The 22,529-nt window shown below is 70.1% G+C and carries 23 protein-coding genes; 12 read left to right on the forward strand and 11 right to left on the reverse strand.

Features of this window, described 5'->3' with window-relative positions; all coding sequences use genetic code 11:
- Positions 1 to 76: 76 nt before the first annotated feature.
- Positions 77 to 892, reverse strand: a complete 816-nt coding sequence (locus AS97_RS15565; protein ID WP_086706364.1) for a helix-turn-helix domain-containing protein — start codon at positions 890 to 892, stop codon at positions 77 to 79.
- Positions 893 to 1,124: 232 nt separating this feature from the next.
- On the opposite strand from AS97_RS15565, the gene AS97_RS15570 reads away from it, so the two are divergent.
- Together AS97_RS15570 and AS97_RS15575 are read left to right on the forward strand one after the other, a co-directional pair.
- On the forward strand, positions 1,125 to 1,451 hold the full coding sequence (locus AS97_RS15570; RefSeq protein WP_210565107.1) for an antibiotic biosynthesis monooxygenase: 327 nt from the start codon (positions 1,125 to 1,127) through the stop codon (positions 1,449 to 1,451).
- Positions 1,452 to 1,604: 153 nt separating this feature from the next.
- Entirely contained in the window at positions 1,605 to 2,081 is a 477-nt protein-coding gene (locus tag AS97_RS15575; protein ID WP_210565108.1) for a hypothetical protein, read from the forward strand.
- Here AS97_RS15575 and AS97_RS15580 read toward each other — a convergent pair.
- Complete coding sequence (locus tag AS97_RS15580; protein ID WP_236669570.1) at positions 2,053 to 2,673, reverse strand: GNAT family N-acetyltransferase; 621 nt, start codon at positions 2,671 to 2,673, stop codon at positions 2,053 to 2,055. The genes AS97_RS15575 and AS97_RS15580 overlap by 29 nt on opposite strands.
- Before the next feature lie 232 nt (positions 2,674 to 2,905).
- Positions 2,906 to 3,091, reverse strand: a complete 186-nt coding sequence (locus AS97_RS15585) for a hypothetical protein (RefSeq protein ID WP_210565110.1) — start codon at positions 3,089 to 3,091, stop codon at positions 2,906 to 2,908.
- 147 nt (positions 3,092 to 3,238) lie between these two features.
- Here AS97_RS15585 and AS97_RS15590 point away from each other — a divergent pair, with 147 nt between their 5' ends.
- Positions 3,239 to 4,429 (forward strand): helix-turn-helix transcriptional regulator, encoded by a 1,191-nt coding sequence (locus AS97_RS15590; protein ID WP_210565111.1) that lies wholly within the window; start codon positions 3,239 to 3,241, stop codon positions 4,427 to 4,429.
- A gap of 19 nt (positions 4,430 to 4,448) precedes the next feature.
- Here the strand turns inward: AS97_RS15590 and AS97_RS15595 are convergent, their stop codons facing one another.
- On the reverse strand, positions 4,449 to 5,624 hold the full coding sequence (locus AS97_RS15595; protein ID WP_125759382.1) for an epoxide hydrolase: 1,176 nt from the start codon (positions 5,622 to 5,624) through the stop codon (positions 4,449 to 4,451).
- 82 nt (positions 5,625 to 5,706) lie between these two features.
- On the opposite strand from AS97_RS15595, the gene AS97_RS15600 reads away from it, so the two are divergent.
- Positions 5,707 to 6,282: a CGNR zinc finger domain-containing protein gene (locus AS97_RS15600; protein WP_210565113.1), complete on the forward strand. Its 576-nt coding sequence runs from the start codon at positions 5,707 to 5,709 to the stop codon at positions 6,280 to 6,282.
- A gap of 48 nt (positions 6,283 to 6,330) precedes the next feature.
- On the opposite strand, the gene AS97_RS15605 is transcribed toward AS97_RS15600, so the two are convergent.
- Complete coding sequence (locus AS97_RS15605) at positions 6,331 to 7,665, reverse strand: phosphatase PAP2 family protein (protein ID WP_247204383.1); 1,335 nt, start codon at positions 7,663 to 7,665, stop codon at positions 6,331 to 6,333.
- Between the two features lie 414 nt (positions 7,666 to 8,079).
- Between AS97_RS15605 and AS97_RS15610 the strand changes: the two genes are divergently transcribed.
- From AS97_RS15610 to thrS, 7 genes are all read left to right on the forward strand, one after another.
- A complete protein-coding gene (locus AS97_RS15610; RefSeq protein ID WP_282615724.1) occupies positions 8,080 to 9,495 on the forward strand; it encodes an acyltransferase in 1,416 nt (471 codons plus the stop codon).
- Positions 9,496 to 9,663: 168 nt separating this feature from the next.
- The gene (locus AS97_RS15615) at positions 9,664 to 10,398 is read left to right on the forward strand and encodes a response regulator transcription factor (protein WP_059148518.1); all 735 of its coding nucleotides are present in this window, start codon (positions 9,664 to 9,666) and stop codon (positions 10,396 to 10,398) included.
- Positions 10,399 to 10,416: 18 nt separating this feature from the next.
- On the forward strand, positions 10,417 to 11,154 hold the full coding sequence (locus AS97_RS15620; RefSeq protein ID WP_059148519.1) for a HAMP domain-containing sensor histidine kinase: 738 nt from the start codon (positions 10,417 to 10,419) through the stop codon (positions 11,152 to 11,154).
- A 123-nt stretch (positions 11,155 to 11,277) separates the two neighbouring features.
- Entirely contained in the window at positions 11,278 to 12,522 is a 1,245-nt protein-coding gene (locus AS97_RS15625) for a cytochrome P450 (RefSeq protein WP_210565116.1), read from the forward strand.
- A gap of 23 nt (positions 12,523 to 12,545) precedes the next feature.
- Positions 12,546 to 12,743: a ferredoxin gene (locus AS97_RS15630; RefSeq protein WP_059148521.1), complete on the forward strand. Its 198-nt coding sequence runs from the start codon at positions 12,546 to 12,548 to the stop codon at positions 12,741 to 12,743.
- Positions 12,740 to 13,963 (forward strand): FAD-dependent oxidoreductase, encoded by a 1,224-nt coding sequence (locus AS97_RS15635; protein ID WP_210565118.1) that lies wholly within the window; start codon positions 12,740 to 12,742, stop codon positions 13,961 to 13,963. The genes AS97_RS15630 and AS97_RS15635 overlap by 4 nt, the downstream gene beginning before the upstream one ends.
- Positions 13,964 to 14,095: 132 nt before the next feature.
- On the forward strand, positions 14,096 to 15,445 hold the full coding sequence (gene thrS, locus AS97_RS15640) for a threonine--tRNA ligase (RefSeq protein ID WP_210565119.1): 1,350 nt from the start codon (positions 14,096 to 14,098) through the stop codon (positions 15,443 to 15,445).
- A 305-nt stretch (positions 15,446 to 15,750) separates the two neighbouring features.
- Here thrS and AS97_RS15645 read toward each other — a convergent pair whose 3' ends face one another.
- The 5 genes from AS97_RS15645 to AS97_RS15665 form a co-directional block, all read right to left on the reverse strand.
- Positions 15,751 to 16,896, reverse strand: a complete 1,146-nt coding sequence (locus AS97_RS15645) for a serine hydrolase domain-containing protein (protein ID WP_210565121.1) — start codon at positions 16,894 to 16,896, stop codon at positions 15,751 to 15,753.
- 159 nt (positions 16,897 to 17,055) lie between these two features.
- A complete protein-coding gene (locus AS97_RS15650; protein ID WP_247204385.1) occupies positions 17,056 to 17,598 on the reverse strand; it encodes a GNAT family N-acetyltransferase in 543 nt (180 codons plus the stop codon).
- Between the two features lie 55 nt (positions 17,599 to 17,653).
- Positions 17,654 to 18,229, reverse strand: a complete 576-nt coding sequence (locus AS97_RS15655; RefSeq protein WP_210565122.1) for an XRE family transcriptional regulator — start codon at positions 18,227 to 18,229, stop codon at positions 17,654 to 17,656.
- Between the two features lie 158 nt (positions 18,230 to 18,387).
- A complete protein-coding gene (locus AS97_RS15660; RefSeq protein WP_059146661.1) occupies positions 18,388 to 18,927 on the reverse strand; it encodes a hypothetical protein in 540 nt (179 codons plus the stop codon).
- Complete coding sequence (locus AS97_RS15665; protein WP_086707547.1) at positions 18,921 to 19,625, reverse strand: hypothetical protein; 705 nt, start codon at positions 19,623 to 19,625, stop codon at positions 18,921 to 18,923. The genes AS97_RS15660 and AS97_RS15665 overlap by 7 nt, the downstream gene beginning before the upstream one ends.
- Before the next feature lie 126 nt (positions 19,626 to 19,751).
- Here AS97_RS15665 and AS97_RS15670 point away from each other — a divergent pair, with 126 nt between their 5' ends.
- Positions 19,752 to 20,327 carry a GNAT family N-acetyltransferase gene (locus tag AS97_RS15670; RefSeq protein ID WP_059146663.1) on the forward strand — a complete coding sequence of 192 codons (576 nt, stop codon included), beginning with the start codon at positions 19,752 to 19,754 and terminating at the stop codon, positions 20,325 to 20,327.
- A 20-nt stretch (positions 20,328 to 20,347) separates the two neighbouring features.
- Here the strand turns inward: AS97_RS15670 and AS97_RS15675 are convergent, their stop codons facing one another.
- Complete coding sequence (locus AS97_RS15675; protein WP_185930054.1) at positions 20,348 to 22,441, reverse strand: MDR family MFS transporter; 2,094 nt, start codon at positions 22,439 to 22,441, stop codon at positions 20,348 to 20,350.
- Between the last annotated feature and the right edge of the window lie 88 nt (positions 22,442 to 22,529).

Raw genomic sequence — 22,529 nt, forward strand, 5'->3', positions numbered from 1 at the left:
CCGAGGTTGTCCGAAAGATGTCAGGCTTTGGCAGGGAGCTTTCGCTCCGCGTGAGTCCGTACGGTCCGGCCCAATTTCACCAGGGCTGCGGGGTGCGCGGCGAATCGGGCCCCGCCGCGCGCTGAAATGTTCCCGGCGTCACTCCGAAGCACCGCACGAACCACCGGTGGAAATGGCTCTGGTCGGCGAACCCCGCCTGGGCCGCGGCCTCGGCCGCGCTACGGCCCGCCACCAGCAGCCCGCGCGCCCGTCGCAGCCGAAGCTGCCGCTGGAAGTCGCTCGGCGCCATCCCGTACGCGGCGCGGAACGCGCGGTAGAGCGCGAACCGGCTGCACCCGGCGGCCTCGGCGAGCCGCGCCGCCGGGATCTCCTCCAGGTACGCCTCCTCCAGCAGCGCCCGGGCCCGCCGCGCGGCCCGCGCCTGCTCACCGCTCCCGCCCGGCAGCTCCCGGGCGCGCAGCGGCCCGGTGGCCCCGCGCCGCACCAACGCCCCGACGGCCGCCGTCAGCCGCTCGTCCCGCACCAGCGGACCGGCACCGCCGACCAGGGCGGTGTGCAGCCGCAGCAGGGCGGGGACCAGCACGGGATCGGAGACCACCGGCCGGTCGAACAGCGGCAGCGCCGCCCGGTCGGCCGCGCCGGCGGCCACATCGGCGAGGACATCCCGCATCACATCGGGACCCATATGGACGATGCGGTACTTGTATCCGAGCTCGGCGGCCGCCTCGCCGTCATGCGGATCGTCGGGGTTGAAGACCATCACCATCCCCGCCCCGCTGGTCCGCAGCGCGCCCCGGCACCGGAAGCGCTGGGCGCCGATCTCGGTGACGGCGAAGGAGTAGGCGTCATGGCTGTGGGGATGGAAGCGATGGCTGAAGAAGTGGGCGTGCATGGCCTCCACGGCCCGGTCGGGATCGCGCCAATACCGGGCCCAGTCCTCAGGCCCCCGCTCCCCTTCTCCTGCCACACCCACGCCCCCATTGTGCCGTCGCGGTTGGCGCACCAGCGTCCAAGACCGCGGGCGGGATCGTGGCGAGACTGCCGTCCATGCAAGGGCCTGAAGCTGCACGGCTGAGGGTGAGCCGCCGCGGAAGCGTGGTCTCGGCTACGGCAAGATGGGGGCCATGAGCGTAGTCAAGATCAATGTGCTGACGGTCCCGGAGGAACAGCGCGAGGTGCTGGAAAAGCGCTTCGCCGCACGGGCCGGGACGGTCGAGAACTCCGACGGCTTCGAGTGGTTTGAGCTCCTGCGTCCCGTCGAAGGGACTGACACCTACCTCGTCTATACGCGCTGGCGCAGCGAGGAGGACTTCCAGGCGTGGATGGAGGGCCCCATGAAGGCGGCCCACCAGCGCGGCGGCGAGGACGCCCCGCGGCAGAAGCCCGCCGCATCCGGCTCCACGCTGTGGTCCTTCGAGGTCGTCCAGCAGGCCGCGCCCAAACAAGGCTGAACCGGGCCCTGACGAACATCGTCAGCCCCCTGGCCGAGGCCGGAGGGCTGACGATGGTTCGTCTGGCTCGATCCACCGGTTCGCCATCATCTTGGCCTCGGCCATCGACGCTGCGATCGTTGCGGTGGGTCGCACACTCACACGGAGGCGTCGATGAATCCGCATGCCGACGACAGCACGCGAGAGATCTGGAACCGGTCTCAGTCCAGCCGCTGGATGCTCGCCGTCGGCGCGATCATGGCTGGAGGACTGATCGTCTTAGCCGTCGTCGACGCGGCATACCGGGCCGTCAGCCTGGCCCTGCTGATCGCGGCGGCCGCGTTCCTCGTCACGGGGGCCATCAAGGTCACCGTCTCCCCGCGCGGCGTCACGGTGGCCTCCGTGCTCGCCCCCTTCCTGCGGCGGAACATCACGATGGACCGGATCGAGCGTGCCACGGCGCGCTGGACCCGCCCCATGGAGATCGGCGGCTGGGGCTACCGGTGGAAGCCGGGCCTGTGGGCGGTCTCGCTCCGGAAGGGCGACGCGCTCTGGCTTGAACTCACCCGCGGAACCCGCTTCGTCATCACGATCGATGACGCGCAGACGGCGGCGGAACTGGTCAACCGATACCTTCCCCCCAGGCCCTGAGGGCCGCTGACCCCGCCGCGCGCCCCTGACGAAACGACCCGGCCGGGCCGGACGGCGTGACCGCGGACCACACGCCGAACCACTGCTCGGCGCCGTACTCCTCGAACCGCTCCACCTCGGTGAACCCCAGCTTCGCCGCGAGGCGCAACGAGCGGTCGTTGGCGGTCTGGGTGCAGAGCACCACCGGCTCGCCGGGAAGCGCGCCGACGAACCAGCCGAGCGCCGCCGCGCACCCCTCGGCGGCGTACCCGCACCCCCACGCCTCCGGCAGGAACACATAACCGAGTTCGGCCTCCTCGGCATCCGGACGGATGTGCCCCGGACGCTCCGCACCGCGCCGATCGAGCGTGATCATGCCGATCATCGCCCCGTCGAGATCCACCACGAACAGGCCAGGCCGCCGACCGGGCACCTCAGGCATCGCGGCTTCGAGCTCCTCACGCGATTGAGGGCCACCCAGATAGGTACGCACCTCCGGCGATGCGAACAGCTCGATGAACGCCGCCCGGTCCCGCGCCTCGGACTCCCGTAGCAGGAGCCGTTCGGTCCCTATCGGGGCAGGTGGCCAGGCGACGGGTCCGAGTCCAGTCATGGCGGGCAACCTATCGCACGCCCGTGAGCGCGATCCGGAAGAGAAGTCCTGACGCGGCTTCACCGTGGCCGTCGGCCAGCCACTTGGGCCGATACGCATCGGGCGCACTCGCACGGCGGCCACACCGACGTCTCCACCGGCATCAGGGGATCGGTGGACTTGACCACGCGGGTCGGCCCGTAGGTCTTCCCGCTGTCCCGCGACACGCGCAGCGTCATCATCGTGCGGTCCTTCACCGGGCTGCCTCGCCGTGCGGCAGGCCGTCGTGGTGCCGCTGGAGTTCGATGAGACTGGCGGTCGCCCACTTCTGATCCCCGTTGCGCCGTGCTTCGGCCTGCTGTCGTAACAGCGCCCCGCACACATCGCAGGCGTCGTTGGGCGTGTTCGCGGGTGGGGTGGCTGGGCTAGTGTCCGACACGTTGTCGCTCCCGTTGGCGATGGCCATGCCCCCGGGCCGGTCGCACGGTCGCGGGGGTCCTTGCGTACGCCCAAGACAACCGCGAACGTGCGGTCGCGGTTGGTGACCGCTTGGTGACTACGCGGTGACAGCCGTACTCTGGTCACCATGAACTGCGGGGAGTTCAGCCAAAGAGTCCGCGACCTGCTCCGTGACCGGGGCATGAGTGTTCGGGCGGTCGCCCGCCATCTGAACTACGACCATGCCTACCTGTCCCGCGTCCTCACCGGGAAACAGCAGCCGTCGACGCAACTCGTCACCGCGCTGGACAACCTGTTCAAGACGAATGGGGAACTCGCCGACATCGCGGTACGAGTAGCACCGCCGACAGCTTCACCGGAAGCTGCTCCGGCCATCACTGATCGGATACTCACACTCAACGAGGCACGCGGAGCCGACTTCGTACAGGCCATCCGGGAGACGTCCCGTCGCCTGGTCGTCCTGGACAACGAACTCAGCGGGGTATCCATCGCCGAGCCCGCAGGCCGCGCGTTCAAGGTCGTGCATCGGCGGCTCGGGGTCGGAGACTACGACCCCCGGTACGAGCGCGACATCCAGTCGGCCGCCGCAGAACTCGCCGAGGTCGCCGGCTGGGCTCTCTGGGACGCGGAAAGAGACGACGCCGCCCAGCGCTTCAACCATGAGGCACTGTTCCTCGCGAATCTCTCGGGGGACCGCTCCATCGCATTGCTGACGCTGCAGAATATGGCGATGCACAGTGAATGGCGCGGACGGAACCAGGAGGCGCTGTCCATCGCCCGGTCGGTGCTCAACGGTAAACGGCTGTCCCCGCGCGTCGAGGCGATGTTCCGCATCCGTGAAGCCAAGGGATTGGTCGGCACGGGACGTACGTCGGATGCCATCGAGTCGCTTCAACGCGCCCGGTCGCTCATCGAGGACGGTAACGATGTCGGGGAACCGGACTGGACATGGTGGGTGACCAGCGGGGAAATTGACCGCCAGTGGGGTCACGCACTTCAGATGGCGGGGGACGCGCAGAAGGCAATCGAGCTACTGCTGCAATCCGTACAACCAGGGCGCGACGTCACGACTGGCTACTCAAGCGAGCGAGTCGCACGACTCGCACAATGCCTGCTGGACGTCAATGCCTGGCGCGACGCGGAAGACGTCGCCAGATCCCTGGTCACCGCCGCACCCGGAATCTCCTCGGGGCGGACCCTTCGCCTCATCGGTCAGGTCGCCAAACAGCGCGAAAGGCTGGACGGCGCACCGCCGAGCCTTACGGACACTCTCGAGCACCTGGGAGAAAAGCTCAACGAGGATCCCTTCACTCTTTAGTGCCGACACCCAGTCGCGTTCACCGATTGGCGGCCAGCACTGCCGCGAGGCCCTCTTGTAGATCTTTGACGAAATACTCGGGAACCTCCAGCGACGGGAAATGTCCCCCGATTTCGGCCGCCCTCCATCGGACGATCTGCCGGTACCGCTCCTGTGCCCAGGGGCGCGGGCACTTCTCGATGTCGTGGGGATACACAATGATTGCCGACGGGACGTCGACGCGAAGTTCGGGGTCGAGCGAGAGGTGGCTCTCGTAGTAAATGCGGGCCGACGATGCGCCGGTCCGCGTCAGCCAATACAGGGTGACGTTGTCAAGAAACCTGTCCATGGAAATCGTCTCGAACGGGCTGTCTTCGGTATCCGTCCACGCGGCGAACTTGTCAAGGATCCAGGCGAGAAGCCCGACCGGTGAGTCCACGAGCGAGTAACCGATGGTCTGCGGTCGGGTCGCCTGCTGCTTCGCGAACGCCGCGGCGGGGCCATCCCAGAAATCGCGCGTTTCCTCGGTCCACTTGCGCTCGGCCGCCGTCAGCCCGTCCGTGGTCAACCCGGGCGGTGCCTGCGCGGTCGTTGTGTGGATGCCGAGAACGTGCTCCGGGAACCTGCCGCCGAGGACCGTGGTGATCGGACCTCCCCAGTCGCCGCCGTGGGCTGCGAACGTGCTGTAGCCGAGCCTTCCCATCAGTTCCACCCATGCGGCCGCGATCTTTTCGAGTCCCCACCCGGTGGTGGCGGGCTTGTCGCTGTAACCAAAACCCGGCAACGACGGGACCACGACGTGGAACGCCGGCGCGTCCGCGTCTTTCGGATCTGCCAGCTCGTCCACTACATCGATGAACTCCGCGATGCTGCCTGGCCAGCCGTGCGTCATGATCAGAGGAGTGGCATCCGCGCGCGGGGAGCGGCGGTGCAGGAAGTGGATTCCCAGATCATCAATGGTCGTGCGGAACTGGCCGATCCGGTTGAGGCGCTCTTCGAACGACCGCCAGTTGTAGCCGGTGCGCCAGTACTCCACGACATCGACGAGGTCGGCGAGCGGAACGCCCTGTTCCCATCGGCGAGGGTCGGGCGCGGCGCGAGAGACCGTCTCGGCCTCCGGTAGCCGCGCCGCGGCGAGTCGCGCACGCAGATCGTCGAGGTCAGCGTCCGTTGCGTGGGCTTCACATGCGTGCACGTCGCTGGCTGGACGGGGCATGAGACCTCCTGGCCATCGCGGAACCGGCTAAGGCGGTTCTAGCAGTCCGCCGAACCACGCCGCAACCCCCTAAGGTGGTTCCATGCGTGCTCGGTTCCCTGACTTCCGCCTCGGCAGCGTGCTGGCGACCAGCTTCACGGGGACTCTCTCGGAGCGTCATGGCGACGCCGTGGAGCGCATTCCCACGCCGCAGCGACTCGTCGACTGGCTGGCGGTGAATGGCCTCGCCGTGGACTCCTGCACCGTCGCCCAGCTCGACCTCGCCCGGGAACTGAGGGAGTCGATTCACGCCGCCGCGACAGCGGCCGCGAACCAGGACGCTCTCCCCGCGTCCGCTGTCCGCGTCATCAATGACCGCAGCGCTCAGGGTCGGGCCGCGGCGATCCTGACGCCCGAGGGCAAGCGGCGATGGCGGCTCAGCTCGGCTTCCTGCGTGGAAGATGCCCTCGGCGTGATCGCCGCCGACGCGATCAGCATCATCGCGGGCGAACGAGACGGGAAATTGGCCTTGTGCGCATCACCAACCTGCCAAGCCGCCTTCTTCGACACCAGCCAAAGCCGCAGCCGCAAATGGTGTGACATGAACACGTGCGGAAATCGCCAGAAGAAAGCGCGCTTCCATGCCAACCAGCGCAAAAAACCCGGATCAGCGGAGTGATCGTTACCCCTGCGCGGCCCGCTGATCGGCCACCCCTCGCCAGCCCAGTCACACCAGCTCGGGCTGTGGCTCCGGTCGCAGCGCCGGTGCGGCCTTCGGCTCCCACAGCCTGGTAGTCCGTACGTAGCCGTGGATCACCGAGCCCATCGCCAGCAGGAGAAGGGGCCCGAACAGCCACGGATGTCTGGCCATCTCCACCGGCAGATAGCGATAGGCCACCAGGAGGGCGGCGAAGACCGCCACGCCGTGGGCGACCAGTTGGGTCGCCGACCGGTCCCAGCCACGTGCGAGCGAGCGCAGCGCCGCCTCGATCGTGAGCGCGAACACCACGCCCGCGATGAGATCCACGCCATAGTGGTAGCCGAATCCCAGCGTCGCGCCGAGCGTCGCGATCAGCCAGAACGTGCCGGCGTAGCGCAGCAGACGTGGGCCCTGGCGGGAATGGATGAAGATCGCGGTGGCCCACGCCGTGTGCAGGCTGGGCATGCAGTTGCGTGGCGTGATCTCGTCGAACGGCATCGAGTGCGGGGCGCTGATGGGCGGCGGCGTATGCGGCCACAGGTTGGCCAGCGCCCAGTGCTCGCCGCCGGTGCCGAAGGCGCCGGAGCCGTAGGCGAAGATCGGTCCGACCACCGGGAAGACCATGTAGATGGCCGGTCCGAGGAGGCCGATGGCCAGAAAGGTGCGCACCAGATGGTGGCGCGGGAAGCGGCGCTCGACCGCCACGTTACGCAGCTGATAGATCGTGACGATGACCGCGGCCACCGGAAGCTGAATGTAGACGTAGTCGAGAACATGGGCGCCGATCGGTCCCATGGCCTCGACAATCCGGCCTGCCAGCCACGACGGGTTGCCCAGCGCGTGATCGGCGGTCGCCAGGTACCGGTCGAGCACCGCCGGGCGGGACTTCGCCGTGATGAGCAGCCAGGTATCGCCCGTCTTACGGCCGGCCACCAGCACCAGGCCCAGCCCGGCACCCTTGAGCAGCAGGGCGCGTTCCCGGCCGGTGCGGCGGGTGAGGGCGATGACCACACAGCCCAACATCACCCACAACGCGCCGTTGCCGAAGGGGTGGCCCTCGGTCAGCTTCGCGCCGACCGCCCACCGCACCAGCAGGAAGACGACGTCGATGCCGATCGCGGCGCCGACCGCGATGAACCGTTGCCGCCAGGTGAGCACCACCATCATCAAGGCCATCCCGGCGTACAGCAGGAAGCCCGACTTGGGTGGCAATACCACCTCTTGCACCTGATTGGTGACCGGCCCCGGCAGGCCGTAGCGGCGCGCGGTGATCTCCAGCGCGACGAAGAATCCGAGGGCCACCACACCCGCCACGGCGTACAGCATCGCCCGTGGTCGACGCCACGTGGTGAACGCAGCCATGCGGCTTATTCGGGAAATCACCCGCGATGCTATAGATATCAATGCTTTGGCCGATTTGCTAGATGTTGGGCATTGGTCGCCCTTCGTACCGGATAGCGCCGTTTTCTGGCGATGGGCGGACGATGGGGGCTCTCGTCGTGAGTTCCGCCATGCTAACGGAGGGATGCGAGTGGGTGACGTAGCAGCGCCGTAGCCCCGCAGTCGGGTCTCGTCACCTCGGCGGGCAGCGAGACCCCAGCCGGCCGCAGGGCCCCTCGGGGGTCGGCGGGCACCTCCGCGAGCCGACCCGCCCGCCCGTTTTTCAAAATTGCCTGAAACAAGTTCTCGTCAATGAGGCAGCGTTCGCCCCGGGGGTAGGGTCAATCCACCGACCCAGAAACACTTCCGGACGGAACGAAAGAACGTGCGCAAATGATGGCATCCCCCACTGCCACCGAGAGCGAAACCAAACGATCGACCACCGTGCGCGCCGGAGAGGCGAGCGGTGACCGCATACGTTTAAGCGTCTACGACATGCTCATCGGGATGGTCTACACCCCACGTACTTTTTTCTATCGCGAAACGCTCGACGGCGATGCGCTGCGCGCCTCCCTCAGCAGAACACTGCTCAACTTCCCGATGGTTTCAGGCCGTATGAAGAAGGATCCCGACGGCCGCCTCAGCGTGCTCTGCGACGACGCCGGTGTGCGCTTCATCGAGACACACGCATCCGAGCCCATGCCGGATCACGGGCCTCATCACACGGCGAAAAAGGGCATCAATCGCTATCTGAGTCAGGTCAACCCGCTCCAGGTGGTCGACGGCGACACACCGCTTTTCACGGTGAAGCTCACCCATATGAAGGGCGGCGGCTCGGTTCTGGGTGTCAGCATGAACCACGCCGTGGCCGATGGATCCGCCTATATGCGGTTCATGGAGAGCTGGTCGAAGGAGCATCGAGGGCTCGGGTACCCCGCACCCGGCCACGACCGCGGCATCATCGACGCCCTCGCGGCGCCGGTCGCGGGTGACGCCCGGCCGGACAACGACCACTTCACGGTCACCAGGCGCGGCCGGAAGTCCGCCTATGTGGCCCGTATCCTGCTGAGCAGCATCGCCAAGGTGACGACGATGGTGACCACCCGCTTCACCGCCGCCGAACTGGCCACCATGAAGGACGCCGCGATGGCCGACCTCGCGGGCACGGAGCGATGGGTGTCGACCAATGACGCGCTGACCGCCCATCTCTGGAAAGTCCTCGGCGCATTGCGAGACCGCCCCGGCACGAGCATGGAAAAGCTGGGCCTCCTCGCCGACTTCCGTGCTTTCGGCGGCGGGGCCGTACCGGACGGCTACTGGGGCAACACCGTCACCAACACCCGGCCCGAGATGCCCGCGGCCGAACTGCGCTCCCGCCCTCTCGGCGAGGTCGCCATGGCGGTCCGCGCGGGCTATGCCGAGAACACGGAGGAGAAAATCCGCCAGGAAACGGCGATCCTCTGTGCCGAATACGAGGCGGGACGCCTCAAGCGCGTCCTGCCCACCATGACGCTCGACAAGTTCGAGAACACCATCGTGATCAACAATTGGTCGAAGCTCCCCTTCTACCGCCTCGACTTCGGAGCGGGCACGCCCTTCTGGTACGACGTCCCGGCGCTTCCCACTCCCTGGACCGTACTCATCGCGCCGACTCCGGCGGACGAGCCCGGTGGCCGCGATGTGCATATGGCAGTGCCCCGTGCATTGGTCCAGACCCTTCAGAAACAGTCCTGGACCGACCGGTTCCACTGTTACGCGGATTCCGGCGAGGCGTCCGCACTGACTTTCGGATCGCCCAAAGCCGGAGGGTGAGGAAACCGAAGGGCGCGGAAACCGGAAGACCGCGCGGGCCGTGGGGGCAGGCGCCCCCACGGCCCGTATGAGCCGCCCCCCTGCCCGCCCCGTCCCCCTGTCCGGATCCCATCGGTCGCGGTCAGGGCCCCCGTGCCCCGGAACGGTCGGTTCACGTAGTGTCATGGCGTGTACGGGAGTGTCAGCGAGAAACCAGCGCCCGCCCGTGGCAACGGGCAGCACATCCTGGTCGTCGACGATGAGTCGAGAATCGCCGAACTGCTCTCGACCACGCTCGAGCTGGCCGGTTACCGGGTCGGCACCGCGGCCACCGGCGGAGAGGCGCTCGATCGGGTCGGGCGGGAGCGGCCCGACCTGGTGATCCTCGATGTGATGCTGCCCGATCTGGACGGCTTCACGGTGTGCCGCCGCCTGGTCGCGGCCGACGAGAACCATCCGCCGGTGCTCTTCCTCACCGCCCGCGACTCGCTGGACTCGCTGGTCACCGGCCTCGGTATCGGCGGGAACGACTACGTGACCAAGCCATTCCGGATCGCCGAGGTGCTGGCCCGGGTGCAGGCCCTGCTGCGCACCCGCAACCGGCGGCGGGAGGAGCCCTCGCCACGCTACGCGGATCTGCTGCTGGACGAGACGACCCGTCAGGCCCGGCGCGGTCGGCGGGCGCTGGAGCTGACCCCGGCCGAATTCCGTTTGCTGCGCTATCTGCTGGTCAACGCGGGGCAGGTGCTGTCCAAGGAGCAGATCGGCGAGCATCTGTGGGTGGCGGACCACCGGCGGTACGGGGACAACGCCATCGAGAAGCTGGTCTCCCGGCTCCGCCACAAGGTCGACGAGACCGAGCCCGCCCTGATCCACACCCGCCGTGGCTTCGGCTACTGGCTCGGCCGGCTCGCCTCCCCATGAGCATGAGCGAGCACCCGTATGGATGAGGACGGCGGCGACGGCCGGCACCATGGCGAGGACGCGTACGAGCGCCAGCAGCGGCTGGAGGTCCTGCTGCACGAGCTGCGCACCTCCCTGACCACCATCCGCGGCTGGGCCGAGCTTCCGCTGCAGGGGCTCAGCGACGACCCCGAGCTGATGGTGCGCGCCCTGCGCCGGATCCAGGACGAGGCCGACCATATGCACCAGGCGGTCCAGCAGGTGTTTCCGCGCGCGGACACCTCCTGGGTACGGCCGCTGGACGCGGAGCCGGTGGATCTGCGGGACGTGGCCGACGAGGCGGTGGCGGATCTGGGGCTGCTCGACCCCGAACGCCCCATCGCCCGGGAGAACTCCGGCCGGCCGACCCTCGTCGCCGACAACCGCATGGTGCGGCATGCCATCCGCAATCTGCTGGACAACGCGCTGCGGCACACCCCCGCCGGATCCCCGGTGACCGTGGCGGTGCGCGGCCCGGTGGCCGGGTCCGGTGGGCGGCCGCAGGTCGAGCTGTCGGTCAGCGACCAGGGGCCGGGCATGAGCCCGCACGACATCGCCCGGCTCACCTCCCCCCGCTCCGAGGACCGCCGGATCGAGCCGGGCGGCGGCCTCGGTCTCTCCATCGTGCGGCGGGTGGTCGAGCGGCACGGCGGCGAGGTGAGCGTGCACAGCGCACCGGACCGCGGCACCACGGTCACCGTGACCTTCCCCACAGTCAGCGTTTCGTCAGGTAACTGACCGGAGGGCGTCAGGTCGAGCGGGTTCGCTGGTCATCGTCCCCGTAACGCGAAAGGTTCACGTCCCCCCTGACGCGCAGGCGCACGCTCCGCTCCCATCGGAATCCCCCACCCGAGGAGAGACATGACCGAAACGCTGGCAGAGACCACGGCCGAGGCGGAAGAGCCGCTTCCGGAGTTCCCGATGCCGCGGGCGAACGGCTGCCCCTTCGCCCCGCCCCCGACCACACGGGCGCTGCACACCGAACGGCCGGTCACACGGGTACGGCTGTGGGACGGCAGCGCCCCCTGGCTGGTGACCCGGTACGCCGACCAGCGCGCCCTGCTCGGCGACCCGCGGGTCAGCTCCGAGGCCACCCGGCCCGGCTTTCCGCATGCGAGCGCCGGCTTCCGCGAGAATGCCAGGCGGCGGCGCTCCTTCATCACCATGGACGACCCCGAGCACGCCCGGATCCGCCGGATGGTCACCGCGCCGTTCGCCATCAAGCGGGTCGAGGCGATGCGGCCCGACATCCAGAAGATCACCGACGATCTGATCGACTCCATGCTGGCCGGGCCGACCCCGGTCGACCTGGTGCGCGCGTTGGCGCTGCCGCTGCCGTCGCTGGTGATCTGCCGGCTGCTCGGAGTGCCGTACGAGGACCACGACTTCTTCCAGCGCAACAGCTCGCTCCTGATCAACCGTAACTCCACGACCGAAGAGGTGGTCGGCGCCAACGAGGCGCTGACCGACTATCTGGACGAGCTGGTCAGCGCCAAACTCGCCAACCCCGCCGACGACATGCTCTCCGAGCTGGCCGCCCGGGTCACGGCCGGAGAGCTGACCCAGCGCGAGGCCGCCAATATGGGCGTGCTGCTGCTGATCGCCGGCCATGAGACCACCGCCAACATGATCGCCCTCGGCACCGTCGCCCTGCTGGAGAACCCCGACCAGCTCGCCGTCCTGCGGGAGACCGACGACCCGAAGGCGGTCGCCAAGGCCGTCGAGGAACTGCTGCGCTATCTGACCATCGTGCACACCGGCCGGCGCCGGGTCGCGCGGGAGGACATCGAGATCGGCGGCGAGACCATCCGCGCCGGGGACGGGATCATCATCTACACCGGCACCGGCAACTGGGACGCGGAGGTCTTCCCCGAGCCCGAGCGGCTGGACATCGGCCGCGACGCCCGCCGCCACATGGCGTTCGGCTTCGGCGTCCACCAGTGCCTGGGCCAGCCGCTGGCCCGGGTGGAGCTGCAGGTGGTCTACGGCACGCTCTACCGCCGTATCCCCACGCTGCGGCTGGCGACCGGGGTCGACCAACTACCGTTCAAGGACGACGGTTTGGTCTACGGCGTCTATGAACTGCCCGTCACCTGGACGTCTTGAGCAACGGAGGCAAGGGAGTCACCATGCGTGTGGAAGTCGATGTTCCCAAGTGTGTGGCATCGGGTCAGTGCGTGATGATCGCACCCGATGTGTTCGACCAGCGGGAGGAGGACGGCATCGTGATCCTGCTGGACGAGCAGCCCGCGTCCGAACTCCACGCCGATGTGCGTGAGTCCGCGGTGGTCTGCCCGGCGGCGGCGATACGGGTGGTCGAGAATTGAAGCAGGTGGTGGTGGTCGGTGGATCCGCCGCCGGTCTGGCGGCGGCGGAGACGCTGCGCCGGGAGGGGTACGAGGGCACGATCACGCTCATCGGCGATGAGCCGTACCACCCGTACGACCGGCCACCGTTGTCCAAGCAGATCCTCGGCGGGCAATGGGAGCCCGACCGGGTGCCGCTGCGCGCGCCCGCCGACCTGGACGCGCTCGGCCTCGATCTGCGCCTCGGGGTCGCCGCGACCGGCCTCGACCTCGCGGGCCGTACGGTCGCGCTGGCCGACGGGGCGCGGGTGCCGTACGAGGGCCTGGTCATCGCCACCGGCGTCCGCCCGCGCCGGCTGCCCGGCGACGGGAACGGCGAGGGGAACGGCGAGGGGAACGGCGACGGCGGGGGGCGCGCGCATGTGCTGCGCACCCTGGACGACGCCCTGGCCCTGCGGGACCGGCTGGGCCCGGGGCGGCGGCTGACGGTGGTCGGCGCCGGATTCCTCGGCGCCGAGGCGGCCGCCGTCGCCCGGGGGCTCGGCACCGAGGTGACACTGCTGGAACCGGCGCCGGTGCCGCTGGCCCCGGCCGTCGGCGAGCGGGTCGGCCGGGTGCTCGCCCAGGCCCACCACGACCACGGCGTCGATCTGCGCACCGGCGTCATGGTGGCCGAGGTGGCCGACGGCGGGGTGCGGCTGGCGGACGGCACACTCGTCGAGGCCGATGAGGTGCTGGTCGCGATCGGTTCGGTGCCCAACACCGGCTGGCTGGAGGGCAGTGGCCTCACCCTGGGCGACGGCCTGGAGTGCGACGAGTACAGCGCCGCCGCGCCGGATGTGTACGGCGCGGGGGATGTGGCCCGCTGGCACAACCCACTGTTCGGCACGGCGATGCGGATCGAACACCGGACCAACGCCACCGAGCAGGGCATGGCCGTGGCCCGCAACCTCCTCCGCCCGGACGAACGGCGGCCGTTCGCGCCGGTGCCGTACTTCTGGTCGGACCAGTACGACCTCCGGATCCAGGCCCATGGCCATCTGCGCGGCCATGAGGAGGTCGCGATCGTGGAGGGCGCCCTGGAGGAGCGGAAGTTCCTGGCCGTCTACCGCTCCGGGGACCGGGTGGCCGGTGTGCTGGCCGTCGGGATGCCCCCGAAGGCGATCCGCACCTGGCGGCAGGCGGTCGCGACGCGGGCCGCGTGGCGGGACACGGTGGGGGAGCTGGTGCCGGGGGCGTAACCGGTGCGGCGGCTGCGGGCCGTGGCCCGGCCCCGGAAATTGCCGGGCGGGCCGCGCCGGGCCTTGCTACGGTCATCGGCATGAAGCGCGCTGCCATCGCTGCCCTCGTCGCCAAGACGACGACGCCGGAGAGTGTCCCGGCGCGCTGATCGATGTTCTGATCCGAAGCCCCGGGGCGAGTGCCCCGGGGCTTCGCCGTGCGGTCACTCGCCCGACAGCCACCATGCCGACGAGGAGACCGCGATGTCCGACCACCGCAAGCTGGGCCGTGAGCTGGGCCTGTTCGACACCGACCCGCTGATCGGCGCGGGGCTGCCGTACTGGCTGCCCGACGGCGCGACCGTACGGCACACCCTGGAGGAGTACATCCGCGACGCCGAGCGGCGGGCAGGCTACCGGCATGTGTACTCGCCGGTGCTCGGCAAACGGGAGCTGTACGAACTGTCGGGGCACTGGTCGCACTACAGCGACGACATGTTTCCCCCGATGGAACTGGGCGCGGAGCAGGTCGTCCTGCGTCCGAGCCTGTGCCCCCACCATGCGGTCATCTACCGCTCCCACGGCCACAGCTACCGCGAACTGCCGCTTCGGATGGCCGAGTTGGGAGGGATGTACCGATCGGAGCTGTCGGGGGTGCTCGGCGGGCTGACCCGGGTGAGGGCCATCCAGCTCAACGACGCCCATATCTTCTGCACCCTGGACCAGGTCGCCGACGAGGCGGCGGCCGCCCTGGAGATGATCCGCCGGGCGTACGAGGCGCTCGGCATCACCCCGGCCCGCTATCGGCTCTCCCTCCCGGGCCCCGGCGGCAAGTACGTCGCCGCCCCCGAGATGTGGCGTCGCTCGACCGCCCTGCTGACCGACGTCCTGGACCGCTCCGGTCTGGCGTACGAGGCGGTGGAGGGCGAGGCGGCGTTCTACGGCCCCAAGATCGATGTGCAGGTCGCCGACGGAGCCGGGCGGGAGTCCACCCTGTCCACCGTCCAGATCGACTTCCACCAGCCCGAGCGGTTCGATCTGCACTACATCGGGCCGGACGGCGCACGGCACCGTCCGGTCATGGTCCACCGCAGCATCATCGGCAGCGTGGAGCGGGCCGTGGCCCATCTCATCGAGGAGCACGGCGGGGCCTTCCCTGCCTGGCTCGCCCCCACTCAGCTGGTGGTGCTGCCGATCTCCGAGGCCGAACTGCCGCACGCCGAGGCACTCGTCCGGCGGTGCGTGGACCTCGGGCTGCGCGCGGAGCTCGCCGGACCTGAGCGCGGCAGCCTGGGCGCCCGGATCCGGGAGGCCCGCCTTGTGCCCTACCAGGCCGTCGTGGGCGCCAGGGAGGCCGACGACGGCCGGGTGGCCCTGCGGCTGCGGGACGGCCGCAGGCTGGACCCGCTACCGTCCGACGAGGCGCTGGCCCGTATCGGCGCGCTGGTGGCGGCGTACAGCACCGAGCTGTGGACCCCCCGCCCCAGTCCCTCCGGCGATTGAGGAGCGGGGTCCGGGGCGGAACCCCACCGAGGTCCGGGGCGGACCCCGACCGGGATCCAGGGCGGAACCCCACCCGCCCAGTCCGGGGCGGAACCCCACCAGGATCCGAGGCGGAACCCCGACCGGGATCCAGGGCGGAACCCCACCCGCCCAGTCCGGGGCGGAACCCCACCAGGATCCGAGGCGGAACCCCACCCGGATCCGGGGCAGAACCCCACCGGGGGACCCCACCTTGGATCCGGGGCGAACCCCACCCGGACCCAGGGCGGAGCTCCCGTTTTCGGGAAAGGGCGGGGTGGGGCCGATCAGCCGCCCAACGACTCCCGCAGGGCGGCGACGAGGCGGGTGGCGCGGGCGTCGCCGTGGCCGATCATGCGGTTGGCCACATAGGCGAAGCCCACACCGAACTCGTCGTCGCCGAAGGCGAATTGGCCACCCGCCCCGTCGTTGCCGAAGCTGCGCTCCCCCAGCATCGGCCGGAAGGACGGCGAGTCGAGCAGAAAGCCCGAGCCCCAGCGCGCTCCCATGTCGAAGCCCAGCCATCCCTTGCCGGACGAGATCTCGCGGACCGCGTCCGTCACGGTCTCGGGGCTGAGCAGCCGCCGATGGCCCTCGATACCGGTCACGGCCGCCGCGTACAGCCCGGCGAGCCCGGTCGCCGACGCGGTGGCGCCCGCGCCGGGCAGCTCCATGCCGAGCAGCGTCGGGTCGTTCCAGCCGTGCGGCTCCTCCAGGCCGGGGAAGGCCAGCGCGCCGTTCATGGTCACGATGCGGGTCAGCAGATGCTCGGGCCCCGGCATCCCGGGCCGCCCCTCGGCCTCGACCAGCCGGGCCCGTCCGTCCCTCTCCGCCGTCGGCAGCCCGATCCAGGCCCGCAGCCCCAGCGGATCCGCCACGGCCTGACGGAAGTACGCGCCGGGAGTGTGTCCGGTGATCCGCCGGATGACCTCACCGATGAGGAAGCCGAAGACATGGCCGTGGTACTCGTACGACGTGTCCGGCTCCCACAGCGGCGTCTGCCCCTCGATGGCGCGGATCACCGGCGCCCAGTCGGCGATCTCCTCGAACGTCAGCACCCGGTCGAGCACGGGGACCCCCGCCCGGTGCCCGAGGACCATCCGGCAGGTGATGGCCTCCTTGCCGTACCGGTCGAACTCCGGCCAGTACCGGCTCACCGGGGCGTCGAGATCCAGCCGCCCCTCCTGGGCGAGGAGATGGGCGCAGACGCTCACGATGCCCTTGGCGCACGAGAACACCGGCACGACGGTGTCCCGCTCCCACGCCCGCCCGCTCCCCTGGTCCGCGACGCCGCCCCACAGCTCCACGACCTCGCGTCCACCGGCGAAGACGGTGACCGCCGCCCCGAGTTCGGGAAACTCCTCGAAGTTCCGCGCGAACACCTCGGCGACGCCGCCGAACCCCTCATCGGCCCACCCGCTGTACCGGTCCATCGTGCCCCGCCCCTTCACGGCCCCTGGCCGGCCCTGTCCGAACCCGGCCGGCCCTGACCGAACTTGCCTGGCCCTGTCCGAACCTGCCTGGCCCTGCCTGAACCTGCCTGATCACAACCGCGCCACGGTAGGCCGTGCCCCGTCCCCCGTACGACCGATTTACGACCCCGTCGGCGTCGTGAGGTGTTTGTAGAAGAAGCTGCAGTCCTCCAGGGAGCCGTCCGGGTCGGCGGCGTAGGCCGGGACGATGCCGTAGCGGGTCCAGCCCTCGGCGCCGTAGACCCGCTCGGCGGGGCTGCCGGTGCGGGTGTCCAGGAGCAGGAGGGTGACCCCGGCGGCGGTGGCGGCGGCCTCGGCGGTGGCCAGGAGGGCACGGGCGATGCCCTGGCCCCGGGCCTCGCGATGGACGATCAGTTTGAGGATCTCGGCCCGGTGACGGCCGTTGGGCTTCCGGGAGAAGGCCAGGCCGACGGTGCCGGTGATACCGCCGGTGTCATGGCAGACCCAGACGGCCAGGCTGCCGTCGGCCACCGCCGAGGTCTGCGTCTGCCACCAGCTCGCGGCGGTCTCGTGGTCGAAGGGGGCCAGGAAACCCATGGAGGCCCCGTCGTCGACGGCGTCGACCAGAAGCTCGGCCAGGCCCTTGACGGTGTCGGGAAAGTCGGCGGCGGTCAGGCGGTCGATGCGGTGCGGTGCGGGCACGGGGTGCTTCAACTCCCTGCGGGATGGGTTGGGGGCTCGCGGTGTCGCGGTGCCGTTACGGCAGGACGACCATCAGCGCGTAGCGCACCGGATCGGGGCCCACGCAGCGGAATCGCGAGCTTCCCCACAGCCGGAACCGCAGACAGTCCCCCGCCCCCAGCTCGTACGCCTGGCCGTTGGCCGTGATGTCCACCGCGCCCTCCAGAACCCAGATGTGCTGCTCGACGCCCGGGACCGGTGGTCCGTCGTACGCGATGTCCGCGCCCGGGCGCAGCGTGCCCTCGACCACCTCACCGCGCAGCCCCGCATGCGGCGGGGACACCGAGCGGCGGGCGAACCCCGAGGTCTCGTCCCGCCACACCGGCTGCGCGGCAGCGCGCACCACCTGGGGCGGCTCCGCCTCCACCTCGGCCAGCAGTCGCGACATCGTGCGCTCGTAGGCCGCGCACAACGTGTTGAGCAGGGTGGCGGTCGGGCTGATCTCGCCGCGTTCGAGACGGGACAGCGTCGAACGGCTGATGCCCGTCCGGCGCGCCAACTCGTCCAGCGACCAGCCTCGTTCCAAGCGCAAGTCGCCGAGGCGGGTGGCCAGACGGGCCTCCAGCGGTGCGACGGTCTCCGAATCTCTCATATGCGAGAAGATATCCCAGAAATGAGAGGTGGCCACCACCCGGAGGGAATCCGGGCAGTGACCAAGGGGTGGCCCTGATGGTCTCGCCGGTTTGATGGCGTTTGGCGGCGTTTATCGATGTCCGGCGATGTCTGGCGGTGTCTGGCGGCACTGGGCGGTCAGACGCTGATGAGGCGCTCCAGCACATTGCGGTAGCCCCGCATCGCCAGGCGCAGCTCTTCCGTCTCCGAGATGACCGCGTCATTCTCATGCCAGGCGGCACGGAGTGTGCCACGGCGTTCGGCCAGGAGATCGGCGAGCCGCGTGGCCACCTCCCCGAGCAGGGCATCGGCCTCCTCGACGGCGCCACGTGGGGAGTCGACGAAACCGCTGACCGCGTGCCGCAGCCGCTGGGCCAGCATGTCGTGCTCGCTGGTGGGCAGCACGGGGAAGCTGGGGCCGTTCGGGGTGTTCGGCTGCTCGGCGGACGACCCGGACGGTCCGGGTGTCGTCGGCTTCGTTCCGTTCGACGGCTGCGATCCGTTGGACGGCCGTGTTCCGTTCGTCGGCATGGGCGAATGCCAGGACGTCATCGGATCCGCCGCTTCCCTGTTGTCCCTGTTGCCGGCCCCCTGGGACAGCGGCGCCACTTCATGCTTCTCCAGTCCATGGCGCCGCCGGCCGTCGTGCTCCGCCGGGTCGATCGGATCCGTCACCACGCGCCGCCCTTCCTGGTGTGGCCGAACCGCGTATGGCCCGTCCCGGCCCTGGTTCCGGACCCGGTCCCGGGCAGCCACCGGCGCAGTCCGCTTCCGCTCCGCCGCTCGCCGTAGGGCTGGTGTGCGGTCCCGGGGCCGGTCGTGGCGCCGTGGTGCGGGGGCCTGACCAGGTCCTCGAAGAACGGCCGGGCGTGCACGATGGCCTCGCGCAGCTCCTCGGTGTCCGCGCGCCCCTCCCGGGCGAGGCCGGACGTGTCATGGATCTGCCGGTAGCCCTGGACGTGCTCGGCGTGGTGCACGGACAGCGCCGCGACCTGCTCCTCGTAACGGTCCGACGGATAGCCGCGGTCGTGGGCGAGGCGGGCCAGCAGCCGATCGGCGCTGGTCACCGCGCGCTCCGGAGACTCGATGAACATCTCCTGCACGGCCGCCCACTCGGCCACGTACCGCTCGCGCAGCTCACCGGGCAGCGGCTGGGTCCTCAGATCGCCGTACAGCCGCAGCCGTTCGTCCAGCTCCCGCTGCGCCGCCTTGGAGTCGCCCGCGTGCTGGGCGACGTTCAGTTCGTACTCGGGCCCGAAGCGGCGTCGCAGAGCGCGTTCCCTACGGCTGGCGCCCGCACGGACGACGCGGATGATGAGCGCGGCCGCGACGACGACCGCGACGACAACCACGATGCCGATGACAGCAGTTGACATGGTCTGCTTCTGCCTTCCCGCTCGCTTCCCCCTCCGCGTTCGGGGGGCTCCTCTCTTCGGGTAGCCCGGTCTCCGGCCCTCAAACTGCGGTGCGTGACGCGGGCGCTGGGTGCCAGGATGCCGACCATGACGAGTACGCCACGTACCCAGGACGGTTCGCGCGCCTCGGCCTCCCCCGCGACGGAGCCGACGAGGGGCTGGACGATCGCCGCGCGGCCCGTCGAGGATCCGGTCTCGGCCATGCTGCTGCGCGAGTACCTCGTCGATGTCGCGGACCGCTACTACCAGCTTCACGAGGAGCGGGACTCGACCCCGGAGGAGATCGAGCAGGCGCTCGCGGAGATGCCCAGCGACGATCTCGCCCCGCCGCGGGGGGTCTTCCTGCTGGCGCATCACGACGGCGAACTCGCCGGTTGTGCGGGGGTGCGGCTGATGGACGGGCGTACGGCGGGGCTGACGCGTGCGGCGGAGCTGAAGCGGGTGTACGTACGGCCCGCCAAGCGGGGGTTGGGCGGCGGCGCCGCGCTGCTCGCGGCCGTCGAGACGGCGGCGGGCGAACTGGGCGCCGAGCGGGTCGCGCTCGACACCCGGCTCGACCTGGTCGAGGCCCGCGCGCTGTACGCCCGGCAGGGGTACCGGGAGGTCCCGCCCTTCACGGAGGGGCCGTACGCCGAGGTCTGGATGGCCAAGGAGCTGGGCTGAGGCCCGCGACGCCCCCGCGGTCAGGGCGTGCGCGGTGGCGGTGGGCGGCGGTGGTCGGGGCGAGGGGTGCCTTCTGTCGGCTGTTCCGCGTCGCAGCCGCACAGCTCATGCGTCAGCTCGTCCACCAGCTCGCTCAGGTCGGTCGGGCGGCCGGGCGACCACCAGTCGCCCAGGAGTTCCGCGAGGGATGCCTCGCGGGCCCGGTAGAGCCTGGTCGCGACCTCGCGGCCGTCATCCGTGAGGATCAGGTCCAGTCCGTAGCGGCGGCCCAGGCCCCGTTCCTCGATCTGCCGGGCCGCCTCAGTGATGGCCCGCAGCGGTACGGGCGAGCGCTCGGCGAGCATCGCGGGTTCGACCGAGCCGTAGTGCTGGATGCGCAGCAGCATCCAGCTCGCGGCCGGTCCGAGGTCGAGGCCGGCGCGTCGGGTGATGTCGACGTAGATCTTCCGGCGGCCCTCCCGGCTGCCGAGCAGGGACAGGGCGCGGGCGCATTCCTCGTGCGAGGAGCGCTGGACGGGGTTGCTGGCCAGTATTTCGCTGCCGTCGGGCGCGGTGACGCTGCCGCGCAGCGGCTCCTCCCGGAGGAACCAGGCGAGGAGGAAGGCGAGCAGCACGACCGGCACCGCGTACAGGAAGACGTCGGTGATGGAGACGGAGAACGCGTGCCGCACCGCCGCCCGGTCCACCGGGGGCAGCCGGCCGAGGCCGCGGGGGTCGGAGGTGAGGGCGCCGGGGGTGATACCGGGTGGCAGGCGTCGTCCGGCGAGGGCGTCGGCGATATGGGGGCCGAGGTTGTTGGCGAAGATCGTGCCGAAGACGGAGACGCCGAACGAGGCGCCGATCGAGCGGAAGAAGGTCGCGCCGGAGGTGGCGACGCCCAGGTCCTGGTAGCTGACCGAGTTCTGCACGATCAGCACCAGCACCTGGATGACCAGGCCGAGACCGCAGCCGAAGACGAAGAAGTACGCGCTCATCTCCGCGACCCCGCTGGACTCCCGTAGCTGGTGCAGGAGCAGCAGCCCGATGGCGGTGATCGCGGTGCCCAGGACCGGGAACACCTTGTAGCGGCCGGTGCGGCTGACCAGATGGCCGGAGACGGTGGAGGACAGGAGCATGCCGAGGACCAGCGGCAGCAGGTGGAGGCCGGACGTGGTCGGGGAGACGCCCTGCACGATCTGGAGGAAGGTCGGCAGATACGTCATGCTGCCGAACATCGCGAAACCGACGATGAAGCCTATGACCGCGCAGAGCGTGAAGGTGCGGCTGCGGAAGAGGGTGAGCGGCAGCACCGGCTCGGCCGCGCGGAACTCCACCCGTACGAAGGCCGCCAGCAGCGCCATGCCGGCCACCGCGAGCCCGATGATCTGCCAGGACCCCCAGCCGAAGGTGACCCCGCCGAGGGAGGTCATCAGCACCAGGGCGGCGGCGACCGCGGCGATCAGGAAGGTGCCGAGGTAGTCGATGGTGTGCGAGGTGCGGCGCACCGGGATCTGCAGCACGGAGGCGACGACGAGGAGGGCGACGATGCCGACGGGCAGGTTGATGTAGAAGACCCAGCGCCAGCTCAGATGGTCGACGAACACCCCGCCCAGCAGCGGCCCCAGCACACTGGCGGCGCTGAAGACGGCACCGAAGAGGCCCTGGTAGCGGCCTCGGTCGCGGGGCGGGACGATATCGCCGACGATGGCCATCGACAGGACCATGAGGCCGCCGCCGCCCAGCCCCTGCAGCGCGCGGAAGACGATGAGTTCCGCCATGTTCCCGGCGAGCCCGCACAGCGCGGAGCCGATCAGGAAGATGACGATCGCGGTCTGGAAGAGCCTCTTGCGGCCGTACTGGTCGCCGAGCTTGCCCCACAGCGGGGTGGCCGCGGTCGAGGCGAGCAGATACGCGGTGACGACCCAGGACAGATGCTCCAGGCCGCCGAGGTCGCTGACGATCGTGGGCAGCGCGGTGGAGACGATCGTCTGATCGAGCGCGGCGAGCAGCATGCCGAGCAGCAGCGCGCCGATGGCCACCAGGACCGTGCGCCGCGGCCGGCCCTCTCGCGGGCCGGGAGCCACGGCGTCGGAGGCTCCTGGGGCCGGAGCCGGGCTGCCGCCGTCCCGCGCCATGGCGACTCCTCCTCGCTCCTCCGTTCCCTCTTCATCCTCACCCCATCCTCACCTTTATGCCCTGTTACGGCCCGCCGTGCCGGTGCGC

Origin of the sequence: Streptomyces sp. AgN23 (assembly GCF_001598115.1) — a bacterium.
GTDB lineage: Bacteria > Actinomycetota > Actinomycetes > Streptomycetales > Streptomycetaceae > Streptomyces > Streptomyces antimycoticus.

Bases quoted from the DNA above. Each gene is read 5' to 3' on its own strand.
- AS97_RS15565 (WP_086706364.1), bottom strand. From the start codon at position 892: ATGCACGCCCACTTCTTCAGCCATCGCTTCCATCCCCACAGCCATGAC.
- AS97_RS15570 (WP_210565107.1), top strand. From the start codon at position 1,125: ATGAGCGTAGTCAAGATCAATGTGCTGACGGTCCCGGAGGAACAGCGC.
- AS97_RS15575 (WP_210565108.1), top strand. From the start codon at position 1,605: ATGAATCCGCATGCCGACGACAGCACGCGAGAGATCTGGAACCGGTCT.
- AS97_RS15580 (WP_236669570.1), bottom strand. From the start codon at position 2,673: ATGACTGGACTCGGACCCGTCGCCTGGCCACCTGCCCCGATAGGGACC.
- AS97_RS15590 (WP_210565111.1), top strand. From the start codon at position 3,239: ATGAACTGCGGGGAGTTCAGCCAAAGAGTCCGCGACCTGCTCCGTGAC.
- AS97_RS15595 (WP_125759382.1), bottom strand. From the start codon at position 5,624: ATGCCCCGTCCAGCCAGCGACGTGCACGCATGTGAAGCCCACGCAACG.
- AS97_RS15600 (WP_210565113.1), top strand. From the start codon at position 5,707: ATGCGTGCTCGGTTCCCTGACTTCCGCCTCGGCAGCGTGCTGGCGACC.
- AS97_RS15605 (WP_247204383.1), bottom strand. From the start codon at position 7,665: ATGGCTGCGTTCACCACGTGGCGTCGACCACGGGCGATGCTGTACGCC.
- AS97_RS15610 (WP_282615724.1), top strand. From the start codon at position 8,080: ATGGCATCCCCCACTGCCACCGAGAGCGAAACCAAACGATCGACCACC.
- AS97_RS15620 (WP_059148519.1), top strand. From the start codon at position 10,417: ATGGATGAGGACGGCGGCGACGGCCGGCACCATGGCGAGGACGCGTAC.
- AS97_RS15625 (WP_210565116.1), top strand. From the start codon at position 11,278: ATGACCGAAACGCTGGCAGAGACCACGGCCGAGGCGGAAGAGCCGCTT.
- AS97_RS15630 (WP_059148521.1), top strand. From the start codon at position 12,546: ATGCGTGTGGAAGTCGATGTTCCCAAGTGTGTGGCATCGGGTCAGTGC.
- AS97_RS15645 (WP_210565121.1), bottom strand. From the start codon at position 16,896: ATGGACCGGTACAGCGGGTGGGCCGATGAGGGGTTCGGCGGCGTCGCC.
- AS97_RS15655 (WP_210565122.1), bottom strand. From the start codon at position 18,229: ATGAGAGATTCGGAGACCGTCGCACCGCTGGAGGCCCGTCTGGCCACC.
- AS97_RS15665 (WP_086707547.1), bottom strand. From the start codon at position 19,625: ATGTCAACTGCTGTCATCGGCATCGTGGTTGTCGTCGCGGTCGTCGTC.
- AS97_RS15670 (WP_059146663.1), top strand. From the start codon at position 19,752: ATGACGAGTACGCCACGTACCCAGGACGGTTCGCGCGCCTCGGCCTCC.
- AS97_RS15675 (WP_185930054.1), bottom strand. From the start codon at position 22,441: ATGGCGCGGGACGGCGGCAGCCCGGCTCCGGCCCCAGGAGCCTCCGAC.